The sequence below is a fragment of the Nocardioides sp. Z30_9 genome (genome assembly GCF_058215735.1).
In genome coordinates, this window is the sequence record NZ_JBZAJF010000003.1 from 64,883 (window position 1) to 89,524 (window position 24,642).

28 protein-coding genes are annotated in these 24,642 nt (G+C 71.3%); 22 read left to right on the top strand and 6 right to left on the bottom strand.

Annotated features, from left to right (window positions below; genetic code table 11):
* The first annotated feature begins 95 nt into the window (after nucleotides 1–95).
* Entirely contained in the window at nucleotides 96–1,952 is a 1,857-nt protein-coding gene (locus AC4BGB_RS18845) for an AMP-binding protein (RefSeq protein WP_490548526.1), read from the top strand.
* Nucleotides 1,953–1,977: 25 nt separating this feature from the next.
* The gene (locus AC4BGB_RS18850) at nucleotides 1,978–2,754 is read left to right on the top strand and encodes a crotonase/enoyl-CoA hydratase family protein (RefSeq protein WP_490548527.1); all 777 of its coding nucleotides are present in this window, start codon (nucleotides 1,978–1,980) and stop codon (nucleotides 2,752–2,754) included.
* Nucleotides 2,755–2,904: 150 nt separating this feature from the next.
* On the opposite strand, the gene AC4BGB_RS18855 is transcribed toward AC4BGB_RS18850, so the two are convergent.
* The 4 genes from AC4BGB_RS18855 to AC4BGB_RS18870 are packed head-to-tail and all read right to left on the bottom strand — an operon-like array spanning nucleotide 2,905 to nucleotide 6,040.
* Nucleotides 2,905–3,318, bottom strand: a complete 414-nt coding sequence (locus tag AC4BGB_RS18855) for a Fur family transcriptional regulator (RefSeq protein WP_490548528.1) — start codon at nucleotides 3,316–3,318, stop codon at nucleotides 2,905–2,907.
* Nucleotides 3,305–4,303 (bottom strand): metal ABC transporter permease, encoded by a 999-nt coding sequence (locus AC4BGB_RS18860; RefSeq protein ID WP_490548529.1) that lies wholly within the window; start codon nucleotides 4,301–4,303, stop codon nucleotides 3,305–3,307. The genes AC4BGB_RS18855 and AC4BGB_RS18860 overlap by 14 nt, the downstream gene beginning before the upstream one ends.
* A gap of 1 nt (nucleotide 4,304) precedes the next feature.
* Nucleotides 4,305–5,111, bottom strand: a complete 807-nt coding sequence (locus AC4BGB_RS18865) for a metal ABC transporter ATP-binding protein (RefSeq protein ID WP_490548530.1) — start codon at nucleotides 5,109–5,111, stop codon at nucleotides 4,305–4,307.
* Nucleotides 5,108–6,040 (bottom strand): metal ABC transporter substrate-binding protein, encoded by a 933-nt coding sequence (locus AC4BGB_RS18870; protein WP_490548531.1) that lies wholly within the window; start codon nucleotides 6,038–6,040, stop codon nucleotides 5,108–5,110. The genes AC4BGB_RS18865 and AC4BGB_RS18870 overlap by 4 nt, the downstream gene beginning before the upstream one ends.
* A 110-nt stretch (nucleotides 6,041–6,150) precedes the next feature.
* Here AC4BGB_RS18870 and AC4BGB_RS18875 point away from each other — a divergent pair, with 110 nt between their 5' ends.
* The 7 genes from AC4BGB_RS18875 (at nucleotide 6,151) to AC4BGB_RS18905 (ending at nucleotide 11,879) form a co-directional block, all read left to right on the top strand.
* On the top strand, nucleotides 6,151–6,465 hold the full coding sequence (locus AC4BGB_RS18875; RefSeq protein WP_490548532.1) for an antibiotic biosynthesis monooxygenase family protein: 315 nt from the start codon (nucleotides 6,151–6,153) through the stop codon (nucleotides 6,463–6,465).
* Nucleotides 6,466–6,526: 61 nt separating this feature from the next.
* Nucleotides 6,527–7,924, top strand: a complete 1,398-nt coding sequence (locus tag AC4BGB_RS18880; protein ID WP_490548533.1) for a glycine--tRNA ligase — start codon at nucleotides 6,527–6,529, stop codon at nucleotides 7,922–7,924.
* Nucleotides 7,925–7,995: 71 nt separating this feature from the next.
* Nucleotides 7,996–8,721: a hypothetical protein gene (locus AC4BGB_RS18885; RefSeq protein WP_490548534.1), complete on the top strand. Its 726-nt coding sequence runs from the start codon at nucleotides 7,996–7,998 to the stop codon at nucleotides 8,719–8,721.
* A gap of 59 nt (nucleotides 8,722–8,780) precedes the next feature.
* Nucleotides 8,781–9,893, top strand: a complete 1,113-nt coding sequence (dusB, locus tag AC4BGB_RS18890; protein WP_490548535.1) for a tRNA dihydrouridine synthase DusB — start codon at nucleotides 8,781–8,783, stop codon at nucleotides 9,891–9,893.
* Between the two features lie 143 nt (nucleotides 9,894–10,036).
* Nucleotides 10,037–10,930: a VldE C-terminal domain-containing protein gene (locus tag AC4BGB_RS18895; protein WP_490548536.1), complete on the top strand. Its 894-nt coding sequence runs from the start codon at nucleotides 10,037–10,039 to the stop codon at nucleotides 10,928–10,930.
* A 53-nt stretch (nucleotides 10,931–10,983) separates the two neighbouring features.
* Nucleotides 10,984–11,430 carry a hypothetical protein gene (locus AC4BGB_RS18900; RefSeq protein WP_490548537.1) on the top strand — a complete coding sequence of 149 codons (447 nt, stop codon included), beginning with the start codon at nucleotides 10,984–10,986 and terminating at the stop codon, nucleotides 11,428–11,430.
* Between the two features lie 2 nt (nucleotides 11,431–11,432).
* Nucleotides 11,433–11,879 carry a PadR family transcriptional regulator gene (locus tag AC4BGB_RS18905; RefSeq protein WP_490548538.1) on the top strand — a complete coding sequence of 149 codons (447 nt, stop codon included), beginning with the start codon at nucleotides 11,433–11,435 and terminating at the stop codon, nucleotides 11,877–11,879.
* On the opposite strand, the gene AC4BGB_RS18910 is transcribed toward AC4BGB_RS18905, so the two are convergent.
* Nucleotides 11,824–12,477, bottom strand: coding sequence for a TIGR03085 family metal-binding protein (locus tag AC4BGB_RS18910; RefSeq protein WP_490548539.1), 654 nt, complete (start codon nucleotides 12,475–12,477; stop codon nucleotides 11,824–11,826). The two genes, AC4BGB_RS18905 and AC4BGB_RS18910, sit on opposite strands and share 56 nt — an antisense overlap.
* A gap of 134 nt (nucleotides 12,478–12,611) precedes the next feature.
* On the opposite strand from AC4BGB_RS18910, the gene AC4BGB_RS18915 reads away from it, so the two are divergent.
* The 7 genes from AC4BGB_RS18915 (at nucleotide 12,612) to AC4BGB_RS18945 (ending at nucleotide 18,972) form a co-directional block, all read left to right on the top strand.
* Nucleotides 12,612–14,387, top strand: coding sequence for an ABC transporter ATP-binding protein (locus tag AC4BGB_RS18915; protein ID WP_490548540.1), 1,776 nt, complete (start codon nucleotides 12,612–12,614; stop codon nucleotides 14,385–14,387).
* A complete protein-coding gene (locus AC4BGB_RS18920; RefSeq protein WP_490548541.1) occupies nucleotides 14,384–16,243 on the top strand; it encodes an ABC transporter ATP-binding protein in 1,860 nt (619 codons plus the stop codon). Before AC4BGB_RS18915 ends, AC4BGB_RS18920 begins: the two co-directional genes overlap by 4 nt.
* Nucleotides 16,244–16,371: 128 nt before the next feature.
* Nucleotides 16,372–17,037: a fasciclin domain-containing protein gene (locus tag AC4BGB_RS18925; RefSeq protein WP_490548542.1), complete on the top strand. Its 666-nt coding sequence runs from the start codon at nucleotides 16,372–16,374 to the stop codon at nucleotides 17,035–17,037.
* Between the two features lie 170 nt (nucleotides 17,038–17,207).
* A complete protein-coding gene (gene hisI, locus AC4BGB_RS18930; protein WP_490548543.1) occupies nucleotides 17,208–17,609 on the top strand; it encodes a phosphoribosyl-AMP cyclohydrolase in 402 nt (133 codons plus the stop codon).
* A complete protein-coding gene (locus tag AC4BGB_RS18935) occupies nucleotides 17,602–18,201 on the top strand; it encodes a Trp biosynthesis-associated membrane protein (protein WP_490548544.1) in 600 nt (199 codons plus the stop codon). Before hisI ends, AC4BGB_RS18935 begins: the two co-directional genes overlap by 8 nt.
* A gap of 85 nt (nucleotides 18,202–18,286) precedes the next feature.
* Nucleotides 18,287–18,481, top strand: coding sequence for an HGxxPAAW family protein (locus AC4BGB_RS18940; RefSeq protein WP_490548545.1), 195 nt, complete (start codon nucleotides 18,287–18,289; stop codon nucleotides 18,479–18,481).
* Between the two features lie 17 nt (nucleotides 18,482–18,498).
* On the top strand, nucleotides 18,499–18,972 hold the full coding sequence (locus tag AC4BGB_RS18945; RefSeq protein ID WP_490548546.1) for a DUF2752 domain-containing protein: 474 nt from the start codon (nucleotides 18,499–18,501) through the stop codon (nucleotides 18,970–18,972).
* A 16-nt stretch (nucleotides 18,973–18,988) separates the two neighbouring features.
* On the opposite strand, the gene AC4BGB_RS18950 is transcribed toward AC4BGB_RS18945, so the two are convergent.
* A complete protein-coding gene (locus tag AC4BGB_RS18950) occupies nucleotides 18,989–19,573 on the bottom strand; it encodes a DUF4190 domain-containing protein (RefSeq protein WP_490548547.1) in 585 nt (194 codons plus the stop codon).
* A 149-nt stretch (nucleotides 19,574–19,722) separates the two neighbouring features.
* Here AC4BGB_RS18950 and trpC point away from each other — a divergent pair, with 149 nt between their 5' ends.
* The 6 genes from trpC to AC4BGB_RS18980 are packed head-to-tail and all read left to right on the top strand — an operon-like array spanning nucleotide 19,723 to nucleotide 24,561.
* Entirely contained in the window at nucleotides 19,723–20,526 is an 804-nt protein-coding gene (trpC, locus tag AC4BGB_RS18955) for an indole-3-glycerol phosphate synthase TrpC (RefSeq protein ID WP_490548548.1), read from the top strand.
* Nucleotides 20,523–21,785 carry a tryptophan synthase subunit beta gene (gene trpB / locus AC4BGB_RS18960; protein WP_490548549.1) on the top strand — a complete coding sequence of 421 codons (1,263 nt, stop codon included), beginning with the start codon at nucleotides 20,523–20,525 and terminating at the stop codon, nucleotides 21,783–21,785. The genes trpC and trpB overlap by 4 nt, the downstream gene beginning before the upstream one ends.
* Nucleotides 21,782–22,615, top strand: coding sequence for a tryptophan synthase subunit alpha (gene trpA, locus AC4BGB_RS18965; RefSeq protein WP_490548550.1), 834 nt, complete (start codon nucleotides 21,782–21,784; stop codon nucleotides 22,613–22,615). Before trpB ends, trpA begins: the two co-directional genes overlap by 4 nt.
* Entirely contained in the window at nucleotides 22,608–23,240 is a 633-nt protein-coding gene (locus AC4BGB_RS18970) for an SCO family protein (protein WP_490548551.1), read from the top strand. The genes trpA and AC4BGB_RS18970 overlap by 8 nt, the downstream gene beginning before the upstream one ends.
* On the top strand, nucleotides 23,237–24,187 hold the full coding sequence (gene lgt / locus AC4BGB_RS18975; RefSeq protein WP_490548552.1) for a prolipoprotein diacylglyceryl transferase: 951 nt from the start codon (nucleotides 23,237–23,239) through the stop codon (nucleotides 24,185–24,187). Before AC4BGB_RS18970 ends, lgt begins: the two co-directional genes overlap by 4 nt.
* Nucleotides 24,184–24,561, top strand: a complete 378-nt coding sequence (locus AC4BGB_RS18980; protein ID WP_490548553.1) for a hypothetical protein — start codon at nucleotides 24,184–24,186, stop codon at nucleotides 24,559–24,561. Before lgt ends, AC4BGB_RS18980 begins: the two co-directional genes overlap by 4 nt.
* Nucleotides 24,562–24,642 lie beyond the last annotated feature (81 nt).

The following is a 24,642-nucleotide window of genomic DNA, read 5'->3' on the forward strand; positions in this document are numbered from 1 at the left end:
GGGACGCTAGGGGCGCCTCATCGCTCGCGCAGCACGTATCCCGTTGGGTGATAGAAGGTCGGTGCCTCCTGTGGCCGTTCACTAGCGTCTCGATCATGTCAGTCGCACGCACCGTCACGCCGTCGCCGGCACCCTTCCGAGAGCTGCCCTTCCTCAAGCGCGACATCGAGGTCGAGCAGCGGGCCGACGGCTGCCTGCTGGTGCGCAGCCGGGTGCCCCTCGTGGACCGCGTCGACCACGTGCCGTCCCTGCTTCGCCGCAACGGCCGCACCCGACCGGACGGGGTCTGGATCGCCCAACGGCGCGGAGCGGATCGGGCCTGGCACACGCTCACCTGGGGCGACGCGCTCCGCCAGGTCGACTCGCTGACGCAGGCATTCCTCGACCTCGCGGTCGCAGGCCGACCGGTGATGGTGCTCAGCGGCAACTCGCGCGAGCACGCGGTGGTCCAGCTCGCCGCGATGCAGGCCCGGATGCCGTACGCGCCCGTCACCCCGGCGTACGCCGCCCAGGGAGGTGACCACGCAAAGCTGCAGGCGATGGTCGATCTCGTCGATCCGGCGGTGCTGTTCGTGCAGGACGCCGCCGCTGTCGCGGACGCGCTCGCGCTCGTCGGCGAAGGCCGCATCGTCGTGGCAGTCGACGGGGCGGCGGACCCGCAGCCCGTGCCGTTCGCTCGACTCGCGGAGACGGCTCCGACCTCCGAGGTGGAGAGCTCGATCGCCGCCATCGACCTGGACACGGTGGCGAAGTACCAGTTCACCTCCGGGTCGACCGGGGTGCCGAAGGCGGTCATCGTCACCCAGCGGATGCTGGTCACGGCGATTGCCTCGAACTCCATGCTGATCGCCCGGCGCCCCGGTGACGACCCTCCCGTGAGCATCGACTGGCTGCCGTGGAGCCACGTGGCCGGCGGGACGGCCATCTTCAACCGCGTGCTCGAGGCAGGCGGCACGCTCTACATCGACGACGGACGGCCCACCGAGGCGGAGTTCGGCGAGACCCTGCGCAACCTGCGCGAGATCTCTCCCACCAGCTTCAGCAGCATGCCGCTGGGGTTCGGGATGCTGGTCGACGCGATGGACGCCGACCCCGAGCTCGCCCGGCACTTCTTCGCGCGCCTGACCCGCGCGACGTACTCCGGAGCTCGCCTGCCCGACGAGATCTACACGCGCTTCCAGGAGCACGCGGTGGCGCACACCGGCCTGCGGATCCCGTTCGGGTCCGGCTACGGGTCCACCGAGACGACGGCTGCCTGCGCCTTCGTGCACTGGCCGAGTGAGCGTGCGGGCCTGATCGGCCTGCCGCAGCCCGGGATCGAGCTCAAGCTCGTCCCGCTCGGCGCCGACCGCTACGAGGTCCGGGTGCGCAGCGAGACCGTGACCCCGGGCTACCTGGGGCAGCCGGAGCTCACCGAGCACATGCGCGACGAGGAGGGGTGGTTCCTCATGGGCGACGCGGCGACGTGGGTCGACCCGGAGGACCCCAACCAGGGAATCGCCTACGCCGGCCGGGTGAGCGAGGAGTTCAAGCTCCAGTCCGGCACGTTCGTGCGGGTCGACGAGCTGCGGCTCGCCGTACTCGAGGCTGCTGCGCCGCTCCTGCGCGACGTGGTCGTCGCCGGTGCCGACCAGCCCTACGTCGCCCTGCTCGGCTGGCTGAACGCTGACGCCTGCCGCGATCAGTTCGGAGAGGGCATCGACCCGAGCAGTTCGGACCAGGTGCGTGCCGAGCTGGTGCGGAGCCTGGCCGCCTACAACCAGGCACACCCGGGATCCAGCACTCGGGTACGCCGACTGCTCCTCCTGAGCGAGCCTCCCGACCGGGCAGCGGGCGAGATGAGCGAGAAGGGCAACGTCAGTCAGCGCGCCGTCCTGGAACGGCGACGGGCGGAGGTCGCGGAGCTCTTCGGCGACCACGTGTCCGCGTCCGTCATCGAGATCGACTCCTGACCGACCACGACATCAAGGACACGACATGACCACGACCGATCTCCTGGCCATCGAGCGCACCGACGACATCGTCACCGTCGCGCTCAACCGGCCCCGTGCACGCAACGCGATCAACGACGAGATGGTGCGCGGGCTGGAGCAGTTCTTCGAGCGTCCCCCCGAGGGATGCCGAGCCGTCGTACTGCATGCCGTGGGCGACCACTTCAGCGCCGGCCTCGACCTCAAGGAGCTGATGTCGGCTCGCTCGCCTGATCCGCAGGACGGTCTGCGGCGGTCCCGCCGGTGGCACCGCGCCTTCGACCTGATCCAGTTCGGCGAGGTGCCGGTGATCTCGGTGCTGAAGGGCGGAGTGATCGGCGGGGGACTCGAGCTCGCGAGCGCCACCCACCTCCGGGTCGCTGAGCCCTCCACGTTCTTCGAGCTCCCGGAGCCCCAGCGCGGCCTCTTCCTCGGCGGCAGCGGGTCGGTCCGCATCCCGCGCATCATGGGCGCATCGCGGGTGGTGGACATGATGCTGACCGGCCGTGTGGTCGACCGGGCCGAAGGCCTGGCTGTCGGGCTCGTCCACTACGCGGAGGAGGCCGGAGCCGGGCTGGAGCGGGCCGTGCAGCTCGCCCGCAAGATCGCGGAGAATCCGCCGATGGCGAACTACGCGATCATCAACGGCATCCCCCGGATCCAGGAGATGGGGATCGCCGAGGGGCTCTTCGCCGAGAGCATGGTGGCCCGCGGCACCCGTGGAGGCGCCGAGGCTGCCGGCCGGATCACGGAGTTCTTCGACGGGCGCAAGCGGTCGCAGTAGCCCGGACGTCGGTCGGGCTCGACACCGCGGGCCCAGGGCGCTTCGCCCCGCCCGGCTCTTCCAGTTGTGACGTCTCGGCGCGACTTGGGGTTTCAGATGGGACGTGTCGGCGGGGTCTGGGTTTTCAGATGCGACGTGTCGGCGGGTGGGTCAGCAGGTGGCGCAGGTGCCGAAGATCTCCAGGGTGTGGCTGACGTCGGAGAAGCCGTGCTCGGCGGCCACGGAGCGGGTCCACTTCTCGACCGCGGGGCCCTCGACCTCGACGGTGGCGCCACAGGAGCGGCAGACCAGGTGGTGGTGGTGGGTGCCGCTGCACCGACGGTAGATGCTCTCGCCGGACTCGGTGCGCAGCGAGTCGATCTCGCCGGCCTCGGCCAGCGCCTGCAGCGCCCGGTAGACGGTGGACAGTCCGACCTGCTCGCCCTGCTGGGAGAGCAGCCCGTGGATCTCCTGGGCGCTGCGGAAGTCGTCGAAGGTCGCCATCACAGCGGCGATGGCGCGGCGCTGTCGGGTCGGTCGACCGGCGGAGGCGCCCCGGATCAGGGTGGGGTCAGTGTTCGTCATAGTGCCCTCCGTGCGGAGCGTGCCGGTGTCCGTCGTGGATGTAGTCCACATGATCGCCGTGCTCGACCGCCGGGTGGCCGCAGGCCGGGCCGTGGTCGTGCTCGTGCTGCTCGTCGGCCGTGCAGTGGTCCTCGCCTGCCTCCGCGGCGAAGGGCGCGTGCAGCCGCGCGCGGTGACGCAGCCAGGCCCCGATCGGCCAGGTTGCGACGAACCCCGCGAGGGACAGCAGCACGATCGTGGGACCGGGAGCCACCGTGGCGTGATCGCTGAGGAACGCCGAGACCACCAGCCCACCGACCGAGGCGAGCGTGCCCAGCACCATCGCGGCCCCGAGCGTGGTGCGGAACGAGCGGGTCAGCTGCTGCGAGGTCGCCACCGGCACCACCATCAGGGCCGATACCAGCAGCAGCCCCACGGTGCGCATGGCGACCGTCACGCTCACCGCGGCGAGCACGGCCACCAGGAGGTTGTACGCGCGGACCTTGAGGCCCGAGACGCGGGCGAACTCCTGGTCGTGCGCGACCGAGAACAGCTGGGGAGCGAGCCCTACGCAGAGCACGACCACGGCCACGGCCAGTGCCATCGTGACGAGCACGTCGCCGGGGGAGATCGTCGTGATCGAGCCGAAGAGGTACTCCTGGAGCCGCGCGGCACTCTGCCCGCCGAGACCGGTGATCAGCACACCTCCGGCCAGGCCGCCGTAGAACAGCAGCGCCAGCGCGACGTCGCCGTTGGTGTGTCCACGCTCGCGGATCACCTCGATCAGCACCGCGCCGAGGATCGCCACCACCACCGCGGTCCAGGTCGGGGAGGCGCCGGTGAGCAGGCCGAGGGCCACCCCGGTCACCGCGACGTGCCCGATGCCGTCGCCCATCAGCGCCATCCGCCGCTGGACGAGGTAGGTGCCGACGGCCGGCGCCGCGAGCCCGGTGAACAGGGCGGCGAGCAGGGCCCGCTGCATGAAGCCGTAGCTGAACAGGTCCATCTCAGTCACTCTCCAGGGGAGAGGCGACGTGGGGGGCGTGGTCGTGGCGCGGCAGGTGGTCGTGGTCCTGCAGCGGGTGGTGGTGATGGGTGTGCGGTTCCGCGAACACGGTGTCGTGCACCTCGTGGTCGCCGAGCGGGGCGCCGTCGTAGGCCACCCGGCCGTCGCGCATCACCACGGCGCGGTCGATCAGGGGAGCGAGCGGGCCGAGCTCGTGGGCCACCAGCACGATGGTCGCGCCGCGCTCCTTGAGCACGCGGAGCGCATCGGCCAGCGCGACCTGGTTGGCCAGGTCGACACCGGCCGTCGGCTCGTCGAGGAAGAACAGGTCCGGCTGCCCGGCGAGGGCGCGCGCGATCAGGGCCCGCTGCTGCTGCCCGCCGGAGAGCTGGGAGATGCCGTCCTTGGTCTTCTCGGTCAGCCCCACGACCTCGATCGCCTCGGTGATCGCGGCGCGGTCGGCCCGGGAGAGCGGGCGCAGCAGCTTTCGCCGGCTCAGCCTGCCGGACGCGACCAGCTCCCACACGGACGCGGGGACGCCCGAGGTGGCTCCGGAGCGCTGGGGGACGAAGCCGATCCGCGACCAGTCGTGGAAGGAGTCGAAAGGCGTTCCGAACAGCCGCAGCGACCCTGCGGAGAGCGGCAGCAGCCCGGTGAGCGCGCGCACCAACGTGGACTTGCCCGAGCCGTTGGCTCCCATCAGGGCGACGAACTCGCCGTCCTCGACCCGGATGCCGACGTCGCGCAGGATCGGCCGGCCACCGATCGCGACCGCGCCACCCTCGAGGTCAACCGGAGGTCCGCTCACCGGCACGAGTTCGCCTCCTCCAGCGCGGCGAGGTTGGCTCGCATCAGCGAGAGATAGTCCTCGTCCGCGGTCTCGTCGCTGAGGCCCTCGAGCGGGTCGAGCACCGCCGTCCTGACCCCCATGTCCTCGGCCAGCGACTTGCTCAGCCGCGGGCTGGTCAGCCGCTCGGTGAACACGGTGGTCAGCCCCTCGCTGCGGATCAGCCGCTGCAGCCGGGCCAGGTCCGCCGGAGTGGGCTCGGCGCCGGGGGAGAGGCCGGCGATGGGCTCCATCTCAAGACCGTACTTCGTCAGGTAGCCGAACGCGTCGTGCGGGACCACCACCGTGGAGCGCTGGCAGTTCTCGAGCCCGGCGCGGTAGTCCTCGTCCAGCTTGGTGAGGTCGGCGCGCAGCGCCTTCGCGTTCGCGGTGTACGCCGCCGCGCCGTCCGGGTCTGCCTTCGCGAGCTGCTCGGCCACCGCGTCCCCGACCTCGGCCATCCGGAGCGGGTCCTGCCAGAAGTGCGGGTCGAGGTTGCCGTGGTCGTGACCCTCGTGGCCCTCGTCGCCCTCGTCGTGGTCCGCGTGGTGCTCGACCTCCTCGAGGTCGGCGACCTCGGCGGCGTCGACGGTGCGCCCGGTCGCGTTCTGGTCCACGGCGTCGTCGACCGCCGGCTGGAAGCCGCGCTGGTACACCACGAGATCGGCGTCCACGATCGACGCGCTCTCCCGCACGGGGATCTCCACGTCGTGGGCCTCGCCGCCGGGCTTGGTCAGGTTGGACACCTCGGCCCGGTCGCCGGCGACTCGTGCCGCGACGTACTGCAGCGGGTAGAACGCCGTGACCACCTGCAGGTCCTCGTCCGAGGAGGGCCCCGCGTCGGAGAACGCGGCGCAGCCGCTCAGGGAGAGCGCTGCCGCGGTGACGGCGCTGATCACGAGCTTCTTCATGAGAACCATTGTCATCCCTAATGAAAATCATTGTCAAAACAAGGGGGCTGTCGCCCGCGGCGCCCAAACCGGTTCGTCGCTGACCGAGGCCCCTGCGTAGGGTCGACCGCGTGCTGGTCGTGAACAGGTTCCGGGTGCCCGAGGAGGACGCGGGCTCGTTCCGCGCCGATCTCGAGGCGGCGTACGCAGTGCTCGCGCAGCAGAAGGGGTACGTCGAGGGCCAGCTCGGCCGCAACGTCGACGACCCCACCCTGTGGACGATGGTCACGCGCTGGCGCAACGTGGGCAGCTACCGGCGGGCGCTGTCGACGTACGAGGTGAAGATGGGGGCCGTCCAGCTGCTGAGCAGGGCGATCGACGAGCCGTCGGCCTACGAGTCCCTCGACGGCGAGCTCAACGAGTCGTGGCCGCGCGAACTCGGGTGAGCGCGGCGCCGGCACCTCGTTAGACTGCGGGCTTCCCCCCGAGATCTACAGGAGCACCACCTTGGCCAAGCCGCCCCCGTCCGCAGTCGACAACGTCGTCTCCCTCGCCAAGCGCCGGGGCTTTGTCTATCCCTGCGGCGAGATCTACGGCGGGACCCGGTCGGCCTGGGACTACGGTCCCCTGGGCGTGGAGCTCAAGGACAACATCAAGCGCCAGTGGTGGCGCTCGATGGTGCAGGCCCGTGAGGACGTGGTGGGTCTCGACTCCAGCGTGATCCTGCCCCGCCAGACCTGGGAGGCCTCGGGCCACGTCGCCACCTTCAGCGACCCGCTGACCGAGTGCCAGTCGTGCCACAAGCGGTTCCGCGCCGACCACCTCCAGGAGGCGTACGCCGAGAAGAAGGGCATCGAGGACCCCGACTCGGTCGATCTCTCCACGCTGGCCTGCCCCAACTGCGGCACCCGCGGGGCGTGGACCGAGCCGCGCCAGTTCTCCGGCCTGCTCAAGACCTACCTCGGCGTGCTCGAGGACGAGTCCGGGCTGCACTACCTGCGCCCCGAGACCGCGCAGGGCATCTTCTTGAACTTCCAGAACGTGGTGACCAGCTCGCGTCGGAAGCCGCCGTTCGGCATCGGCCAGATCGGCAAGAGCTTCCGCAACGAGATCACCCCGGGCAACTTCATCTTCCGCACCCGTGAGTTCGAGCAGATGGAGATGGAGTTCTTCGTCAAGCCGGGCGAGGACGAGGAGTGGCACCAGTACTGGATCGACGAGCGCACCCGCTGGTACACCGACCTCGGCATCAACCCCGACAACCTGCGCCACTACGAGCACGCGAAGGAGAAGCTGAGCCACTACTCCAAGCGGACCGTCGACATCGAGTACCGCTTCAACTTCGCCGGGTCCGAGTGGGGCGAGCTCGAGGGCATCGCGAACCGGACCGACTTCGACCTCAAGACCCACGCCGAGCACTCCGGCCAGGACCTGTCCTACTTCGACCAGGCCGCAGACGAGCGCTACTACCCCTACGTGATCGAGCCGGCCGCCGGGCTGAGCCGCAGCCTGATGACGTTCCTGGTCGACGCCTACACCGAGGACGAGGCGCCCAACACCAAGGGCGGGGTCGACAAGCGCACCGTGCTCAAGCTCGACCCGCGGCTGGCGCCGGTGAAGGTCGCGGTGCTGCCGCTGAGCCGCAACGAGGCACTGACTCCCAAGGCCAAGGACCTCGCTGCCGAGCTGCGCGCGCTGTGGAACGTCGAGTTCGACGACTCCGGTGCGATCGGGCGCCGCTATCGCCGCCAGGACGAGATCGGCACCCCCTACTGCGTCACCGTGGACTTCGACACCCTCGAGGACGGAGCGGTGACCGTCCGCGAGCGTGACTCGATGGCTCAGGAGCGCATCTCCCTGGAGGGTGTGCGCAGCTGGTTCGCCGAGCGCCTGGTCGGCTGCTGAGCTTCCCGACGCGTCGGGGCCGGGTGCGCTGAAGTTCGGCGTTCCCGTCCCGCGGGAGGCACAATGTGCGCGTGAGTTCACTTCGTCGTTCCCGCGTGCGCCTCGCCGCCGTCCTGCTCGCGCCCGCTCTGGTCCTCGCGGGGTGCGGCGGTGGTGACGGCAAGGGCTCCGATGCGAAGCCGAAGGCGGTCCTGCCGACGGGCAACGTGGAGGTCCCCGACGGGGTCACCCTCACCGCCGCGGGCACCAAGCTCGGGTTCGCCCAGTCGGCGGTGGTCGCCTACGAGCCGAACACCGAGCGGAGCTCGGTCCTGTCGCTGACCGTCGACTCGGTCCAGACCGGGCAGCTCGCCGACTTCGCGGCCTTCCAGCTCGACGACGCCACCAAGAAGTCGCGTCCCTACTACGTGCGGGTGCGGGTCGAGAACGTCGGCACCGGCGACCTCAGCCGCATGGGCGTCCCGCTGTACGCCGTGGACCAGGCCAACTCGCTGATCCGCCCCTCCTCGTTCAGCACCCCCTTCCCACGGTGCCCCTCCACGCCGCTGCCCGAGGGTTTCGGCGCGGGGAAGACCTACCAGGGCTGCATGGTCTACTTCGTGCCGGACGCCGGCACGCTGGAGGAGATGAGCTACCGGCCGCTGCAGGCCTTCGAGCCGATCACCTGGAAGGGCACCGTGCAGCCCCCGGTGCTGACGAAGGCCCAGAAGCAGGCCCAGAAGAAGGCCCAGCAGCGGGCGCAGCAGAAGGCCAAGAAGCAGGCCCAGAAGCAGGCCCAGAAGAAGGCGCAGCCCTGAGCACGTCGACCCCCCTCACCGAGGACCGCCCCCGCACCCTGCGACTCGGGCCGCTGGAGGTGGCCACGCCGGTGGTGCTGGCCCCGATGGCCGGCATCACCAACGCCGCCTACCGCCGCCTGTGCAGCGAGCAGGGGGCCGGCCTATACGTCTGCGAGATGATCACCAGCCGCGGGCTGGTGGAGGGCGACGAGACCACCCGCAAGATGCTGGTCTTCGACGAGGCCGAGACAGTGCGCTCGGTACAGCTCTACGGCACCGACCCGGCGTACGTCGGCAGGGCCACCGAGATCCTGTGCGCGGAGTACGGCGTGGCGCACGTGGACCTGAACTTCGGGTGCCCGGTGCCCAAGGTGACCCGCAAGGGCGGCGGCGCAGCACTCCCGTGGAAGCGCACGCTGCTCGGCGAGATCCTCCAGGCCGCCGTCCGGGCCGCGGCGCGCTACGACGTCCCCGTGACCATGAAGACGCGCAAGGGCATCGACGAGGACCACCTCACCTACCTCGACGCCGGCCGGATCGCCCAGGAGGCCGGGGCCGCGGCGATCGCCCTGCACGGGCGTACGGCGATCCAGGGGTACTCCGGCGTCGCCGACTGGGACGCGATCACCCGCCTGGTCGAGCACGTGGACATCCCGGTGCTCGGCAACGGGGACATCTGGGAGGCGGCCGACGCGATCCGCATGGTCGAGCAGACCGGGGCAGCCGGTGTCGTGGTCGGTCGGGGGTGCCTGGGGCGGCCCTGGCTGTTCCGCGACCTCGCCGCCGCGTTCGCGGGCCCGGACGACGGGGGAGCCGAGCCCACGAGCCTCCCGCGGCTGGGGGAGGTCAGCGCGATGATGCGTCGCCACGCCGAGCTCTTGTGTCAGCACATGGGTGAGGAGCGCGGCTGCAAGGAGTTCCGCAAGCACGTGGCGTGGTACCTCAAGGGATTCCCCGTGGGCGGTGACCTGCGACGCGAGCTGGCGCTGGCGACCACGCTGGCCGAGATCGACGAGCTGCGGGCCCAGCTGGACCCGGGCGCCGAGTTCCCCGTCTCCGCGCTGGGGGCACCGCGGGGCCGCCAGGGGAGTCCGCGCAAGCGCGTGGCCCTTCCCGAGGGCTGGCTCGAGGACACCGACGGCACCCGCCTGGTGCTGCGCGAGGACGCCTCGGAGACCTCCGGGGGCTGACCACCACGACGGATGCCGACGCTCCCTGAGCCCGGTGGCGTGGGATAACTCACTGCACAGTTCGGTAGACAGGTGTAGTTAGTTGATCGCTTGTCGTGGTTGCATCGTTCGGGTCATTTGCCCCCGAACGATGAGGAACACCCGTGCTCCAACGAAGGCTGCGAGCCAGCTCCCGTGGCAGGCACGCCGTCGAGTCGGAGACGAACCGCCGGCGCGTGCTGAGCCTGGCGTCCGCGCCCCTGGTCACCGTCCTCGCCGTCGGCACCGGGGTCGTGACCACGGACCTGGGCCGGTCCGAGCCGACCAGTCCGAGCGCCGCCCGGCCCGCTCCGGCCGTGAGCGCGGCCTCGGCGACGCCGGCCACCGACCGCCTCGCCCAGGACGCCACCCGCGGCGTGATGGACCGGACGCTGGGCACCTCGCGCTCCACCGCCCGCGTCCCCCTCGTCAACAACCGGCTGCCGAAGCCCAAGGGCAAGCTGTGGACCACCGGTGACCTCAACCTGCGCATCGAGCCGCGGGCGAAGGCACGAGTGGCCGGGCTGCTCCAGGAGGGCAAGCAGGTGGCGATCACCGGACGTCGCACCGGCGGGTTCGCGGAGGTCATCGTGAACCAGGTGCCGCGCTGGGTGACCGCCGACTACCTCAGCCGCAAGAAGGCTCCCGAGGCGATCGGCCTGAGCAACCAGCCGTGCCCGGACGGCTCCTCGATCGAGTCCGGGCTGCAGGCCTCCGCGGTGAAGGTCTACCGGGCGGCGTGCGCCGCGTTCCCCGAGCTCTCGTCGTACGGCGGCCAGGACGGCCACGGTGAGCACGTGAACGGGCAGGCCATCGACTTCATGGTGTCCAGCTCATCCCTCGGCCAGCGGCTCGCGGACTTCCTCTACGCCCACCGCGCCGAGCTCGACCTGTTCGACATCATCTGGGCGCAGCGGATCTGGACCAGCCAGCGTTCCGGAGAGGGCTTCCGGCCGATGTCGGACCGTGGTTCGGCGACCGCCAACCACTTCGACCATGTGCACATCATGGTGAACTGAGCGGACCTCACTGTTCCGTTCCATAGGTACTGAACCGTTGGTACAGTACCTTCATGACAACCTACGCCGAAGCGCGCACCGACGCGCGGTCACTGCTGCTGCCGTACACGCTCGCCCTGGTCGCGGCCATGGTCCTGGTCCAGGCCGTGATCGCGACGACCGGCGGCGAGATCACCGTCCTCGCCAGCATCCTGACCGCCTTGGTCGCGGTCGCTGCCGCAGTCTGGGCCCGGGGGAACCGCCACCGGCTGGCGCACGTGCGTTTCGGCGCCGTCCTGGTCCACGCCATCGCCTTCGTCACGGTGACGACCTCGTTCAACGCGCACGCGGTGCTGCGCACCCTGGCGCACGGCTCGGGTGACGGCGGCTTCGACGCCGCTGCACACGAGCTGCTGGCGACCCCGTGGTTCGGCGCCACCCTGGTGATGAGCGCGGCCTGGGGGACCGGACTCCTGATCCACCTCGTGGGGTCGGTCCTGGGCCGCGGCTGGGAGGACTGAGCGTGTCCGGGCGGCGTCCCGGCGAGAGCGAGGAGTGGGTCTCCCACCGAGTCGACTCGTGGGTCGAGACCTACAAGAAGTCGATGCTCACCCCGGTCATCCTGGCCGTGGTCGCCGGGCAGCAGCCGGTGGGGGTCGGTGCCGTGGCGCAGGCGGTCACGGACGCCACCGGGTGGCAGGTCACCGAGCGAGGTCTCTACCGGACACTCAAGCGGCTCGAGGACTCCGGTCTGTTGAGCAGCAGCGACGTCGACGCTCCCCGCACCGGCGCCAAGCGCAAGGAGCTCTCGGTCACCGCCCTCGGCACCGAGTTCCTCGCGGGCGTGCGTGAGCACCTCGTGGCCCTGCCGGACCCGGCGGTTCTCCCGGCGGTCCTCAGGGACCCAGACCGGCTCAGAGGCCGAGCGTCGCCCCGCGCAGTGCGGCCACCGAGTCCTCGGGACCGGTGAGCTCCAGGCCGGCGTACTGGTCCCGCCCGAACAGGAACAGCGCCAGCTCCGCAGGGGGACCGCTGACCACGGCGGGGCCGGTGTCCTTGCCGGGCGCCTTGCGCAGGACCGCCGTGCGCGGCCCGTTCGGGGCGGACCAGCGGATCTCGACGGGAGCCTCGACCCCACGCACCAGGCCCCGGCCGGCCACGGCGACGGACTTCCAGATCGCCTTCTGCTCCCGGTCGGTCAGCTCGCGCGGCGCCCAGCCCGGGGCCGCCCGGCGGATGTCCTCGTGGTGGACGAAGTACTCCAACGTGTTCACCGCGCGGTCCAGCGGCGGGACCGCCATCGGGGACCACTTCGGCGGTCCGCTCCGCACCCGCTCGACCAGCGCGGTGAAGTCCTGCCGGTGCAGGCGGCGCGAGGCACGCTCGGTCACCCCTGCCAGCTTCGGCACCAGGATCCCCGATGCGCCGATCGGATCGCGCTCGCGGACCAGCAGGTGGATCACCAGGTCCTTGACGGTCCAGCCGCCACACAGGGTCGGGGCATGCTCCCCGGACTCGAGCGCGGTGTTGCAGAGGGCTGCGCGCTCAGTGCGCGACATCGGCTCCATGTAGTGATCCTAGGGGCGCTCGACCCTGTTGGACGACCCGGCAGTCGCAGCACACGGAAGGTGATGTGTGGAATGCATGGACCCCCTTCTAGGGTTGCACTCGTTGTGTCGACCTCACCTGAACCGCTGCGTCCTTGAGCAGCGCCAAGACCGCCTCCACGCTGCTGGGCGGCTTCCGCGTGCTCGGGGTCGCCATCCGGCGTGAACCCTGGGTGTTCACCCTGTCCACGCTCGGCAGCGTGCTGTTCGGCGCGCTCACCGTGGCCGACGCCTGGGTCCTGGGTTGGTCGACCGACCACGTCGTTCTGCCCGCCTTCGAGACCGGGGCGACCACCACCGGCGGGCTGATCGCCATCCTCGCGCTGTTCCTCGGCGTCGCGATCCTGCGCGCCGTGGGCATCGTGGCGCGACGGCTGGGCGCGGGGATCATGCAGTACCGGATGCAGGCCGCCTACCGCCGCGAGGTCACCCGCCAGTACCTCGACCTGCCGATGTCGTGGCACCACAAGCACCCGACCGGTGAGCTGCTCTCCAACGCGAACTCCGACGTCGAGGCGGCCTGGGCGCCGATCGCGCCGCTGCCGATGGCGGTGGGCACCCTGGCGATGATGGTGATCGCAATCGCCCAGATGCTGTTCACCGACATCGCGATGGCCGTGGTCGGACTGCTGGTCTTCCCCCTGGTGATGCTGGTCAACGTCTGGTTCCAGCGGATGTCCTCGCCGATCTTCACCAGGATCCAGGCGCTGCGCGCAGAGCTCAGCGAGATCGCCCACGAGTCCTTCGACGGCGCCATGGTGGTCAAGACGCTGGGCCGGGAGAGTGAGGAGACCGACCGCTTCGCGGCCAAGGCGCGGGTGCTGCGCGACGAGGGCATCCGGGCCGGTCGCATCCGCGCTGCGTTCGACCCCTTCCTGGAGAGCCTGCCCAACCTCGGGGTGCTCGCGGTGCTGGGTGTGGGCGTGCTGCGGGTGCGCTCCGGCGCCGCCGACCCCGGTGACGTGGTCACGGTGGCGTACCTGCTCACGATCGTGGCCTTCCCGATCAGGTCGATCGGGTGGCTGCTGGGGGAGTTCCCGCGCTCGGTGGTCGGCTACCAGCGGGTGCACCGGGTGCTGGACACGGTCAGCGACACGACGTACGGCGACGCCCGGATGTCGTCGCGGCCCGAGGGCATCGCGCTCGAGGTCGACGGGCTCGGCTACACCTACGTGGAGGGCCAGCGCCTGCTCGAGGAGGTCGACTTCTCGGTGCCGCCCGGTCGCACGGTGGCGGTCGTCGGCGCCACGGCGTCGGGGAAGAGCACGCTGACCTCCCTGGTCACCCGGCTCGTCGACCCCGACCGCGGATCGATCCGGGTGGACGGGCAGGACCTGCGCGACCTCGCGCCCGGTGAGCTCGCGGGCCACGTGTCGCTGGTGCCGCAGAGTGCGTTCCTCTTCGACGACACCGTGCGCGGCAACGTCACCCTCGGCGCGGACCTGCCCGACGAAGAGGTCTGGGAGGCGCTGCGCACGGCCCAGGCGGACGGGTTCGTCGCGGCGCTGCCGCTCGGCCTCGACAGCCGGCTCGGCGAACGTGGCGCGACGCTGTCCGGTGGGCAGCGGCAGCGGCTCTCCCTCGCCCGCGCGCTCGTACGCCGCCCGCGACTGCTCGTGCTCGACGACGCCACCTCGGCCGTCGACCCCGAGGTCGAGGCCCGGATCCTGGAGGCTATGCGCCGTCGCGGAGGCGACTCCACGCTGCTGCTGATCGCCTACCGCAAGGCGACCATCGCGCTGGCCGACGAGGTGCTCTTCCTCCACGACGGCCGGATCGCCGATCGCGGCACCCACGAGGAGCTGCTGCGACGCAACCCCGACTACGCGACGCTGGTCAACGCCTACGAGACCGAGGAGGTGGCCCCGTGAGCACCGCGACGACGAGCTCCGACGGAGCCGACCTCGAGCCGGACGACCTCACCGCCCTCGGCACGAGCGTGGACAGCGGCGAGGAGATCGGCGCCATCGAGACGATCCGGCGAGGGCTGGCGTTCTCGCCCGAGCTCTCGGCCGGCTACGGCTGGACGCTGCTGCTCGCGGTGATCGGCACCGCCGGCCGGGTGGTGGTGCCGATCTCGGTACAGCAGACCCTGGACCGGGGGCTCAACGGCCCGAACGGCGTCGACGTGTCCTTCGTGAGCACGATGGCGGTGCTCGCGGCGCTCGCGATCGTGGCGACGGGAGTCTCGTCGTACTTCATGACTGCGCGGCTGTTCACCGCCTCCGAGCGGGGACTGGCCACGCTGCGGATCAAGGCTTTCCGGCACGTGCACGACCTGCCCCTGCTGACCCAGAACACCGAGCACCGCGGGGCCTTGGTCTCCCGGGTGACCAGCGACGTCGACCAGGTCTCGCAGTTCCTGGTCTTCGGCGGCGTCTTCGGCATCATCAGCGTCGGTCAGGTGCTGCTCGCGACCGTGGTGATGCTGTTCTACTCCTGGCAGCTCACGATCCTGGTGTGGATCTGCTTCCTGCCGCTGTTCCTCTCGCTGGGCTACTTCCAGAAGCGGCTCTCCGCCGCCTACGGGGTGGTCCGGCGCTCGGTGGGCGCGATGCTGTCCGCGATCTCCGAGCCGGTGGTGGGCGCGGTGACGGTGCGCACCTACGGGATCGAGGAGCGCACCCAGGAGCGCATCGACGAGGCGATCACGGTCAACCGGGTCGCCGCCACCAAGGCACAGGGCCTGACCGCGTTCTCGTTCAGCCTCGGCGGCGTCTCGGCCGGCCTGGCCAACGCGGGGGTGCTGATCCTCGGGATCATGCTCGGCCTCGACGACAAGATCACCTCCGGTGAGGTGATCGGGTTCGCGTTCCTGGTCACGCTGTTCGTGGGCCCGGTGCAGATGGGCACCCAGGTGCTCACCGACGCCCAGAACGCGATCGCGGGCTGGCGCCGGGTGATCGGCATCCTGGAGACCCCCGCCGACCTCGACGATCCCGGACCCGCGGGGCAGTCGCTGCCGCGCGGTGCGATGGACGTGGAGTTCGAGGACGTCTCCTTCGGCTACCCCGGGGGCCCGCTCGTGCTGCGCGAGGTCACCGAGCACCTCGAGTCCGGGAGCCGGGTGGCCGTGGTGGGGGAGACCGGTTCCGGCAAGACCACCTTCGCCAAGCTGCTCACCCGGTTGATGGACCCCACCTCGGGGGTGGTGCGCCTCGACGGCGTCGACATCCGCGAGGTCGAGTTCGCCTCCCTGCGCAGGCGGGTCGTCCTGGTGCCGCAGGAGGGCTTCCTGTTCGACTCCACCCTGCTCGAGAACGTCCGGTACGGCGACACCGACGCCACCCGCGAGGAGATCGTGGCCGCGGCGGAGGAGCTCGGCATCGGGGACTGGCTCGACGGGCTGCCGTGGGGACTCGACACCCGCGTCGGGCAGCGCGGTGAGTCCCTCTCCGCGGGGGAGCGGCAGCTGGTGGCCCTGCTCCGTGCCCATCTCGCCGATCCCGACCTGCTCGTGCTCGACGAGGCGACCAGTGCGGTCGACCCCGCCCTGGAGATGCGCATCGGACGTGCCCTCGAGCGGCTGATGTCCGGCCGCACCAGCGTGACGATCGCGCACCGGCTCTCCACCGCGGAGAGCGCGGACGAGGTGATCGTCTTCGACCAGGGGCGCGTGGTCCAGCGCGGCCCGCACGCCGAGCTGGTCCACCAGCACGACGACGACGGCGTGCCCGGCGTGTACGCCCGGCTGCACACCTCCTGGGTGGCCCAGCAGTCCCGGTAGCCGAAAAAAAGTCGAAGAAACTTCAACCTCGCGCCAAACCGCGGGGACACGGGCACCGAAGACCTCGTATGGAGCGGGTCGGAAACCACCGAACCCGGCCGCCCATCCACCCGAGGAAGGCACATCCCATGAAGAAACTGCTCAGCTCGTCCCTCGCTGCTGCCGTGGTCGGAACGATGTTCACGGTGCTTCCCGCTACTCCAGCCAACGCCGCGAGCGCGGCCCCGGCGCCCGCCCAAACGGGCAAGGCCCTCAAGCAGCGCAGCCTCGCCACGGTGCTCGCCGCCGACGGGCAGCGCTTCGACCGCAACTGGGGTGACTACGACGTGCTCGACAAGGCCGTCGGTGCGGTGCTGAAGGCCAAGCCGGACAGCGCGGTGGCCGTGCTCGCGGACGGCTCGGTGACCCTGACGGCCTTCCTGCCGACCGACCGTGCCTTCCGCCGCCTCGTGCACAGCCTCACCGGGAAGCTGCCCGCGCGGGAGTCCGGCACCTTCAACAGGCTCGTCGCCGCCGCGGGCGTCGACACGATCGAGCAGGTGCTGCTCTACCACGTGGTCCCGGGGGCCCGGATCACCTACGCCCAGGCCCGCAAGGCCGACGGCGCCACCCTGAAGACGGCTCAGGGCGCCACCCTGGGCGTCAACGTGCGCAAGCACGGCCGGATCGCGCTGGTCGACCGCGACCCCGACGCCCGCAACGCCGTGATCAAGAAGAACGCGCGCAACATCAACAAGAACAGCCGCCAGATCGCCCACGGCATCGACCGCGTGCTGCGTCCCATCAACCTCTGATCAACATCTGACCCCCTCCGGACGGGCAGCCACTCACCCCGGGTGGCTGCCCGTTCGGCTGCCCGGAAGAATGCCCGGAAGAATGTCCAGAAGGCAGCCGGGACGGGCACCCGGGCGGGCCGTAGCGCGCCCGGGGCGGGTCTCGGACACCGGTCACGGATACTGGGGGAGTGAGCACCACTGACCGCCAGTCGTCCCAGCCAGGTCCCGCGGCCGCGCCCGGGCTGGACCCCGCCATCGCCGCGCGACTCAAGCGCACCCCCGACGGGCTCGTCCCCGCCGTGGTCCAGCAGCACGACACCGGCACCGTGCTGATGCTCGGCTGGATGGACGACGAGGCGCTGCACCGCACGTTGACCACCGGTCGCGGCACCTACTGGAGCCGTTCGCGCGGGGAGTACTGGGTCAAGGGCGAGACCTCCGGGCACACCCAGCGCGTGGTCGAGGTCCGGCTGGACTGCGACGGGGACACCCTGCTGGTCAAGGTCGACCAGACCGGGGCCGCCTGCCACACCGGCGCTGACACCTGCTTCGACCGCGACCTCCTGCTCGGTGGGCCTCCCGGTGACTGAACCGGCACCGGGACGCGGCACGTTCGGTCCCGTGGTCCTGCTCGGCCTCGCCTCCTCGGTCCTGGCCGCGGTCGGCAGCGCCAAGCCCTGGATAGGTGGAGGCGGGCACGGTTCCTCCGGCGACGGCGCGGTGGCCGCCATGGACGCCGGCACCCGGTATCCGCTGGCCGCTGCCGTCAGCCTGGTCCTGCTGGCCACCTGGGGAGTGCTGCTGGTCACGCGCGGACTGGTGCGCCGGGTCTTCGCATGGCTGACCCTGGTCGCGGCTCTCGCCCTGGTGGGCTCGGTCATCGCCGGCTACCTCACCCTTCCCGACGCCGCCCGGGACTCCTTCGACGAGCTGATGGGCCGCGGAGCCCCCGACACCGGGTTCAACGGTTGGTTCGTGACCACGGCCGTGTGCGCGGTCGTGGCGCTGGTCCCGGCGGCCCTCGCCGTACGCCTGGTCGGCCGGTGGCCCGAGATGGGCAGCCGGTACGACGCCCCCGGGGCCCCGGCGTCCACGGTCGGTGAGGGCGGTCTGGAGCCGGAGCGCGACCTGTGGCGCGCCCAGGACGAGGGACGCGATCCCACCGACACCGGCCGTGGGTGACCGCTGGCGCGCTCCCGGCTGCGGCCCCACTAGAATGCAGCAGACGTAGCCACCCCCCTACGCAACCGACGACCCGAGGAGCTCCATGTCCGACAACCACGGCAACACCCCAGCAGCGTGGACAGCGGTCGTCGTGGCCCTCGCTGGGTTCGTGGTGGGCGGCATCGGCCTGATGGCCGGCAGCTGGCTGACCTTCTGGGTCGGCGTGGTGCTGGTCCCGATCGGCCTGGTCGTCTTCGGCATCCTCACCAAGATCGGCTACGGCAGCAGCAGGCACTGACCGCCTGCTCGTGACGCATGGAGCACCCCGCCACCTGGCTCCCTGAACCCGGCACCTCGCCGGCGGCGCGGACGCGCCGGGAGCGGATGCGCGGACCCGTGGTCACCGCGGCGATCATCGGCGGGTCCACACTCGCGCTGCACTTCCGGGACCCGCACGTCTCGGGCAGCTGGGGAGGCTGTCCCTGGCTGGCGCTGACCGGTCAGTACTGCCCCGGTTGCGGTGGCCTGCGAGCCGTGAACGACCTGACGAACGCAGATCTCCTCGGTGCGCTGAGCAGCAACCTGCTGTTCGTGCTCGCCGTGCCGGTGCTGCTGCTCTGGTGGTCGCGGTGGGCCGCGCGCGCGTGGTCGGGCGGCACAACCGCCCGTGCCCGGGTGCCCGCCCGGGCACGCCGGCTCACGGCGGTGTGGATCGGGCTCGCCGTGGTGGCGGTGGTCGCGTTCAGCGTGCTCCGCAACCTCGCCTGGGGGAGCTGGCTGGCCCCTTAGCCGGACCGGCTTCCGGTCAGGGGGTGTCCAGGGTGACCGCGCCGTCGAGCGCACCCACGGCGAACAGCACCCAGTAGCCGATGCCCACCAGGATGCCGATGACGCCGACGATGAGGCCGGCGAGGGCGAGCCCGTCACCCTTGAGCTGGGGCGACTGCTTGATCTGGGTGCGGGCGATGAACCCCGTGACGATGGCACCGATGCTCAGCACGAACAGCTGGCCGCAGCAGATGCCGACGATGCCGAGGACCAGCGAGACGATCGCCAGCGGGGAGGTCTGCTGGGGCTGCCCGTAGCCGCCCTGGCCGTAGCCGCCCTGGCCGTAACCCCCTTGCCCGTAGCCGCCCTGGCTGTAGTTGCCGGGTGCGCCGGGGGGCGGCGGCGGGTACGCCGGGGGCTGGCCCTGCCCGTAGTCAGGCTGCCCGTAGTCGGGTTGCCCGTAGCCGGGCTGGCCGTACCCGGGGGGCTCGGACTCGCCGTAGCTCGGCGGCGGGGTGCCGGCGGACTGCGGGTTCCACTGCGGCCCGGGCGGCGGTGGCGGCTGGCGGGACTCGTCGTCGGGGTCCTGGCCGGAACCGGGAGGTGGGTAGTCGTTGCTCATCTGGTGTCCCTTCGCAGTACGCCCAAGCGTGTCGCCCTAGACCACACGAATCTATCCATTCCCCCGTGTGTGAGAACCTTGGGGTTGACGGCTGCCTCGGCGCAGTCCCTCATCCACGTCCGTCTTCAGCTCGCTTCGGGGGTCCCTGCATGTCCGTGCTCGACGACATCGTCGCCGGCGTGCGCGAGGACCTCGCCGTGCGCCAGGCGCGCACCACCGAGGCCGAGCTCGTCGCCGCTTCCCGGGAGCTGCCCGCGCCGCGGGACCCGATGCCGGCCTTCCGCGCGCCGGGTCTCTCGGTGATCGCGGAGGTCAAGCGCCGCTCCCCGAGCAAGGGGGCCTTGGCCGACATCGCCGACCCGGCTGCCCTCGCCACGGCGTACGCCGAGGGGGGTGCCGCCGCGATCTCGGTGCTCACCGAGCAGCGCCGCTTCGGCGGCAGCCTGGAGGACCTGCGTGCCGTGCGCGCAGCCGTGCCCACGCCGGTGCTGCGCAAGGACTTCGTGGTCACCGGCTACCAGCTCCACGAGGCACGCGCCGCCGGTGCCGACCTGGTGCTGCTGATCGTCGCGGCGCTCGAGGGGTCGCTGCTGGGGGAGCTGCACCAGCAGGCCCGGGAGCTGGGACTGACCGTGCTGACCGAGGTGCACGACGAGGACGAGCTGGTGCGCGCCCTCGAGGTGGGCGCCGACCTCGTCGGGGTCAACGCCCGCAACCTGAAGACCCTCGAGGTCCACCGCGACGTGTTCGGGCGCCTGGCGACACAGCTTCCCGGCGACGTCGTGAAGGTGGCCGAGTCAGGGGTCGCAGGACCCGAGGACGCGGCGCGCTACGCCGCCGAAGGAGCCGACGTGGTGCTCGTCGGCGAGGCGCTGGTCAAGGATGGTGACCCCCGCGCCGCGGTGGCCGCGATCAGGGCCGCAGGCGCAGTTGCAGGAGGAGAGGTCCGATGAGCCCAGAGCCGCACCTGGACGGCCCCGACGCCGAGGGCCGCTTCGGCGATTTCGGTGGTCGCTTCATGCCCGAGGCGCTGATGGCCGCCCTCGACGAGCTGACGGTGGCCTGGCAGGACGCGATGGCCGACGCGACGTTCACCGACGAGTTCCACCGGCTGCTGCGGGAGTACGCCGGGGTGCCCAGCCCGCTGTTCGAGGCCACCCGGCTCAGCGAGCACGCGGGTGCCCGGATCCTGCTCAAGCGCGAGGACCTCAACCACACCGGAGCGCACAAGATCCGCAACGTGCTCGGGCAGGCGCTGCTCACCCAGCGGATGGGCAAGACCCGGATGATCGCCGAGACCGGTGCCGGGCAGCACGGGGTCGCGACGGCGACCGCTGCGGCGTACCTCGGGCTGGAGTGCACCGTCTACATGGGCGAGGTCGACACCGACCGGCAGGCGCTCAACGTGGCCCGGATGCAGCTCCTGGGCGCGGAGGTCATTCCGGTGACCTCGGGGTCGCGCACCCTCAAGGACGCGATCAACGAGGCGATCCGTGACTGGGTCTCCAGCGTGGACCACACCGCCTACTGCTTCGGCACCGCGGCAGGCCCGCACCCGTTCCCGGCGATGGTCCGCGACTTCTGCCGCGGGATCGGCGACGAGGCGCGTGAGCAGTGCCTCGAGCTCACCGGCGCGCTGCCCGACTCGGTGGTGGCGTGCATCGGTGGCGGGTCCAACGCGATCGGCCTGTTCACCGCCTTCCTCAAGGACGAGTCCGTCGACGTCTTCGGGTTCGAGGCCGCCGGCGACGGCGTCGACACCGATCGGCACGCCGCGACCATCTGGGCCGGTGACGTCGGTGTGCTCCACGGCGCGCGCACCTACGTGCTCCAGGACGAGGACGGGCAGACAGTGGAGTCCCACTCGATCTCGGCCGGTCTCGACTACCCCGGGGTCGGCCCCGAGCACGCCCACCTGGCCCACACGGGCCGGGCGACGTACCGGCCGGTGACCGACGCTGCGGCCATGGACGCGATGGCCCTGCTGGCGCGCACCGAGGGGATCATCCCCGCGATCGAGTCCGCGCACGCGGTCGCCGGAGCGGTCGAGCTCGCCCGGGAGCGCCCCGGGTCGACGATCCTGGTGAACCTCTCCGGGCGCGGCGACAAGGACATGGGCACGGCCATCGAGTGGTTCGGGCTGGGCCAGGCGAGCACCGACGGCACCCCGCAGCCCGCAACTGAACGACAGATCGCGGAGGGTGCGAAGTGAGCAACCCAGTGGGCACGGCGAGCGCGTTGGCGAGGACCCGGGACGAGGGCCGCGCCGCGCTGGTCGGCTACCTGCCCGCCGGCTTCCCGACCGTCGCGGGCTCGATCGAGGCGATGAAGGTGATGGTCGACTCCGGCTGCGACATCATCGAGGTCGGCCTGCCCTACAGCGACCCCGTGATGGACGGCCCCACCATCCAGGCCGCGGCGCTGCAGGCCCTCGAGGGCGGCGTCCGCACCAGCGACGTGCTGCGGACGGTGGAGGCGGTCGCCGCGACCGACACCCCGACCGTGGTGATGACCTACTGGAACCCGGTGGAGCACTACGGCCGCAGGAGCGGTGAGCAGGGCAGCGGCGTGGACCGGTTCGCCGCCGACCTCGCCAGCGCCGGCGGCGCGGGCCTGATCACCCCCGACCTCACTCCCGATTCCGCGGGGGAGTGGATCGCCGCGGCCGACGCCCGGGACCTGGACAAGATCTTCCTGGTGGCTCCGTCGTCGACGCCGGAGCGCCTGCGCTACACCGCGCAGGCCTGCCGGGGCTTCATCTACGCGACCGCGGTGATGGGGGTGACCGGTGCCCGGGCGACCACCTCGGACCTCGCCGGCCCGCTGGTCGCCCGCACCCGCGCGGTGAGCGACCTCCCGATCGGGGTGGGGCTCGGGGTCTCCAACGGTGACCAGGCGGCGGAGGTGGCCGCCTACGCGGACGCGGTGATCGTGGGCTCGGCCTTCGTCAGGACCCTGCTGGACGGGCCCGACCACGCGGCCGGCCTCAAGGCGCTGGCCACGCTCACCGAGGACCTCGCCGCCGGGGTGCGCCGTGGCTAGCCGGGCCGCTCGAGGGCTCGTGGCCGCGGTGACGGCGCTGCTGCTCGTGGGCTGCGGCGCGACCGAGGACACCGGTCCCGCGGCCACGGTCACCAGCTCGAACGACGACGGCTACAAGGGCATCGCGCTGCCGAAGCCGTACGCCGTCCCGGCGATCGAGCTCACCGACACCGAAGGAAAGCCGTTCGACCTGTCGAAGCAGCCGCGACGGACCCTGGTGTTCTTCGGCTACACCAACTGCCCCGACATCTGCCAGGTCGTGATGAGCACCATCGCCTCGGCGATGACCAGGCTCAGCGAGTCCGAGCGCGAGCAGCTGCAGGTCGCGTTCGTGACCACCGACCCCGCCCGTGACACCCGCTCCGCCATGCGCACCTACCTGGACCGGTTCGACCCCACCTTCATCGGCGTGACCGGCTCGCTGGACCAGATCAACGCCCTTGCCGAGCCGATGTCCGTGCACGTCAAGAAGGGCCGCAAGCTGCCGAGCGGCGGCTACGAGGTCGACCACTCGACGGTCGTGGTCTCGGTGCGCGAGGCTGCCGGTGACCTGGTCTGGACGGGGGCGACCTCGCCCGCGGACATGGCCGAGGACCTGCGCACGATCCTGAAGGCGGACCGATGAACGAGCTAGTCGCACAGATGACCGTGCTGTCCATCCCGAGCCCGTCCGAGGGTGTCTGGCACCTCGGGCCCCTGCCGATCCGGGCCTACGCCCTCGCGATCATCCTCGGCGTCGTGGCCGCCGTGTGGACCGGTGAGCGGCGCTGGGTCGCTCGCGGTGGCCAGCCCGGCCAGATCGGCGACCTCGCCCTGTGGGCGGTGCCCACGGGACTGATCGGTGCCCGGGCGTGGCACGTCGCGACCGACCACGCGCTCTACTTCGGCGAGGGCAAGGACCCCTGGGGCGCGCTGCAGATCTGGAACGGCGGCCTGGGGATCTGGGGCGCGATCGCGGGTGGGCTGCTCGGCGCCTGGTTCTACTGCTGGCGCAACGGCATCCTGGTCCGCCCGGCCGCCGACGCCCTGGCCCCCAGCCTGCTGCTCGCCCAGGCGATCGGCCGGTTCGGCAACTACTTCAACCAGGAGCTGTTCGGGAAGCCGACGACCCTGCCGTGGGGCCTGGAGATCGACGCGGACCACCGCCCCAGCGGCTACGAGCAGTTCGCCACCTTCCACCCCACGTTCCTCTACGAGGCTCTGTGGAACCTGGCTGCGATCGCGTTGCTGCTCTGGGCCGACCGGCGCTTCCGGCTCGGATACGGGCGGGTGTTCGCGCTCTACGTGATGCTCTACACCCTGGGCCGCGGCTGGATCGAGGACCTGCGGATCGACCCGGTCGAGCTCCAGGACGTCGGCGGCCTGCGGTTCAACGTGTGGACCTCCATCGTGCTGTTCACGCTGGCGGCGGCGTACTTCGTGGTGACGACGCTGCGGCACCGCGGCGGCCCGGGCCGGGAGCCCTCGCCGTACCGCGAGGGCCGGGAGCCGGTGGACGGCCCCACCGGCGGCGAGCCGTCCGAGACCGGCACGCCGTCCGTGGCACCCCGCTCCACGGGCGACGCGCCGTGAGCCAGGCCGACAGCCCGTCGCGGGAGAAGCCCGAGGAGCAGCCGCGGGCCTGGACGCTGGTCTGGGCCGTGCGCGCTGTGCCCGCCCTGATGCTCTTCGGGGTGCTCGACCTGTTCAAGGACGACCTGCCGTTGTGGTTCCTGGTGCTCACCCTGGTCCGTCTCGCCGTCGGCCTGGCGGTCCTGGTGGGCCTGAAGTACGGCGCCCGCGAGGAGTGGTGCGTGGTCTTCCTCGTGGTGGTCCTCGCGACCTCGCTGGTGCACCCGGAGCGGGCCGCCGTGCTGCTCGCGTTCTCCGCGCTGGCGCTGGTGATGACCGGTGTCGATCTCGTACGCCGCCGCCGGAGCCCGGCCGCGGTCGACGACGCCGCCTGAACCGCCCGCAGAGTGAGAAGTTCGTCTCGCGAATCGGGCTGGGAGCACCCCGAAGACCTCCTGTAGGCTGAAAATCCGCAT

Coding starts and splice junctions, on each gene's coding strand:
- AC4BGB_RS18870 (WP_490548531.1), bottom strand. CDS start 6,040: ATGAAGAAGCTCGTGATCAGCGCCGTCACCGCGGCAGCGCTCTCCCTG.
- AC4BGB_RS18860 (WP_490548529.1), bottom strand. CDS start 4,303: ATGGACCTGTTCAGCTACGGCTTCATGCAGCGGGCCCTGCTCGCCGCC.
- trpB (WP_490548549.1), top strand. CDS start 20,523: ATGAGCCCAGAGCCGCACCTGGACGGCCCCGACGCCGAGGGCCGCTTC.
- AC4BGB_RS18945 (WP_490548546.1), top strand. CDS start 18,499: ATGGAGCACCCCGCCACCTGGCTCCCTGAACCCGGCACCTCGCCGGCG.
- AC4BGB_RS18950 (WP_490548547.1), bottom strand. CDS start 19,573: ATGAGCAACGACTACCCACCTCCCGGTTCCGGCCAGGACCCCGACGAC.
- AC4BGB_RS18855 (WP_490548528.1), bottom strand. CDS start 3,318: ATGACGAACACTGACCCCACCCTGATCCGGGGCGCCTCCGCCGGTCGA.
- AC4BGB_RS18940 (WP_490548545.1), top strand. CDS start 18,287: ATGTCCGACAACCACGGCAACACCCCAGCAGCGTGGACAGCGGTCGTC.
- AC4BGB_RS18850 (WP_490548527.1), top strand. CDS start 1,978: ATGACCACGACCGATCTCCTGGCCATCGAGCGCACCGACGACATCGTC.
- trpC (WP_490548548.1), top strand. CDS start 19,723: ATGTCCGTGCTCGACGACATCGTCGCCGGCGTGCGCGAGGACCTCGCC.
- AC4BGB_RS18900 (WP_490548537.1), top strand. CDS start 10,984: ATGACAACCTACGCCGAAGCGCGCACCGACGCGCGGTCACTGCTGCTG.
- AC4BGB_RS18845 (WP_490548526.1), top strand. CDS start 96: ATGTCAGTCGCACGCACCGTCACGCCGTCGCCGGCACCCTTCCGAGAG.
- AC4BGB_RS18925 (WP_490548542.1), top strand. CDS start 16,372: ATGAAGAAACTGCTCAGCTCGTCCCTCGCTGCTGCCGTGGTCGGAACG.
- lgt (WP_490548552.1), top strand. CDS start 23,237: ATGAACGAGCTAGTCGCACAGATGACCGTGCTGTCCATCCCGAGCCCG.
- AC4BGB_RS18910 (WP_490548539.1), bottom strand. CDS start 12,477: ATGGAGCCGATGTCGCGCACTGAGCGCGCAGCCCTCTGCAACACCGCG.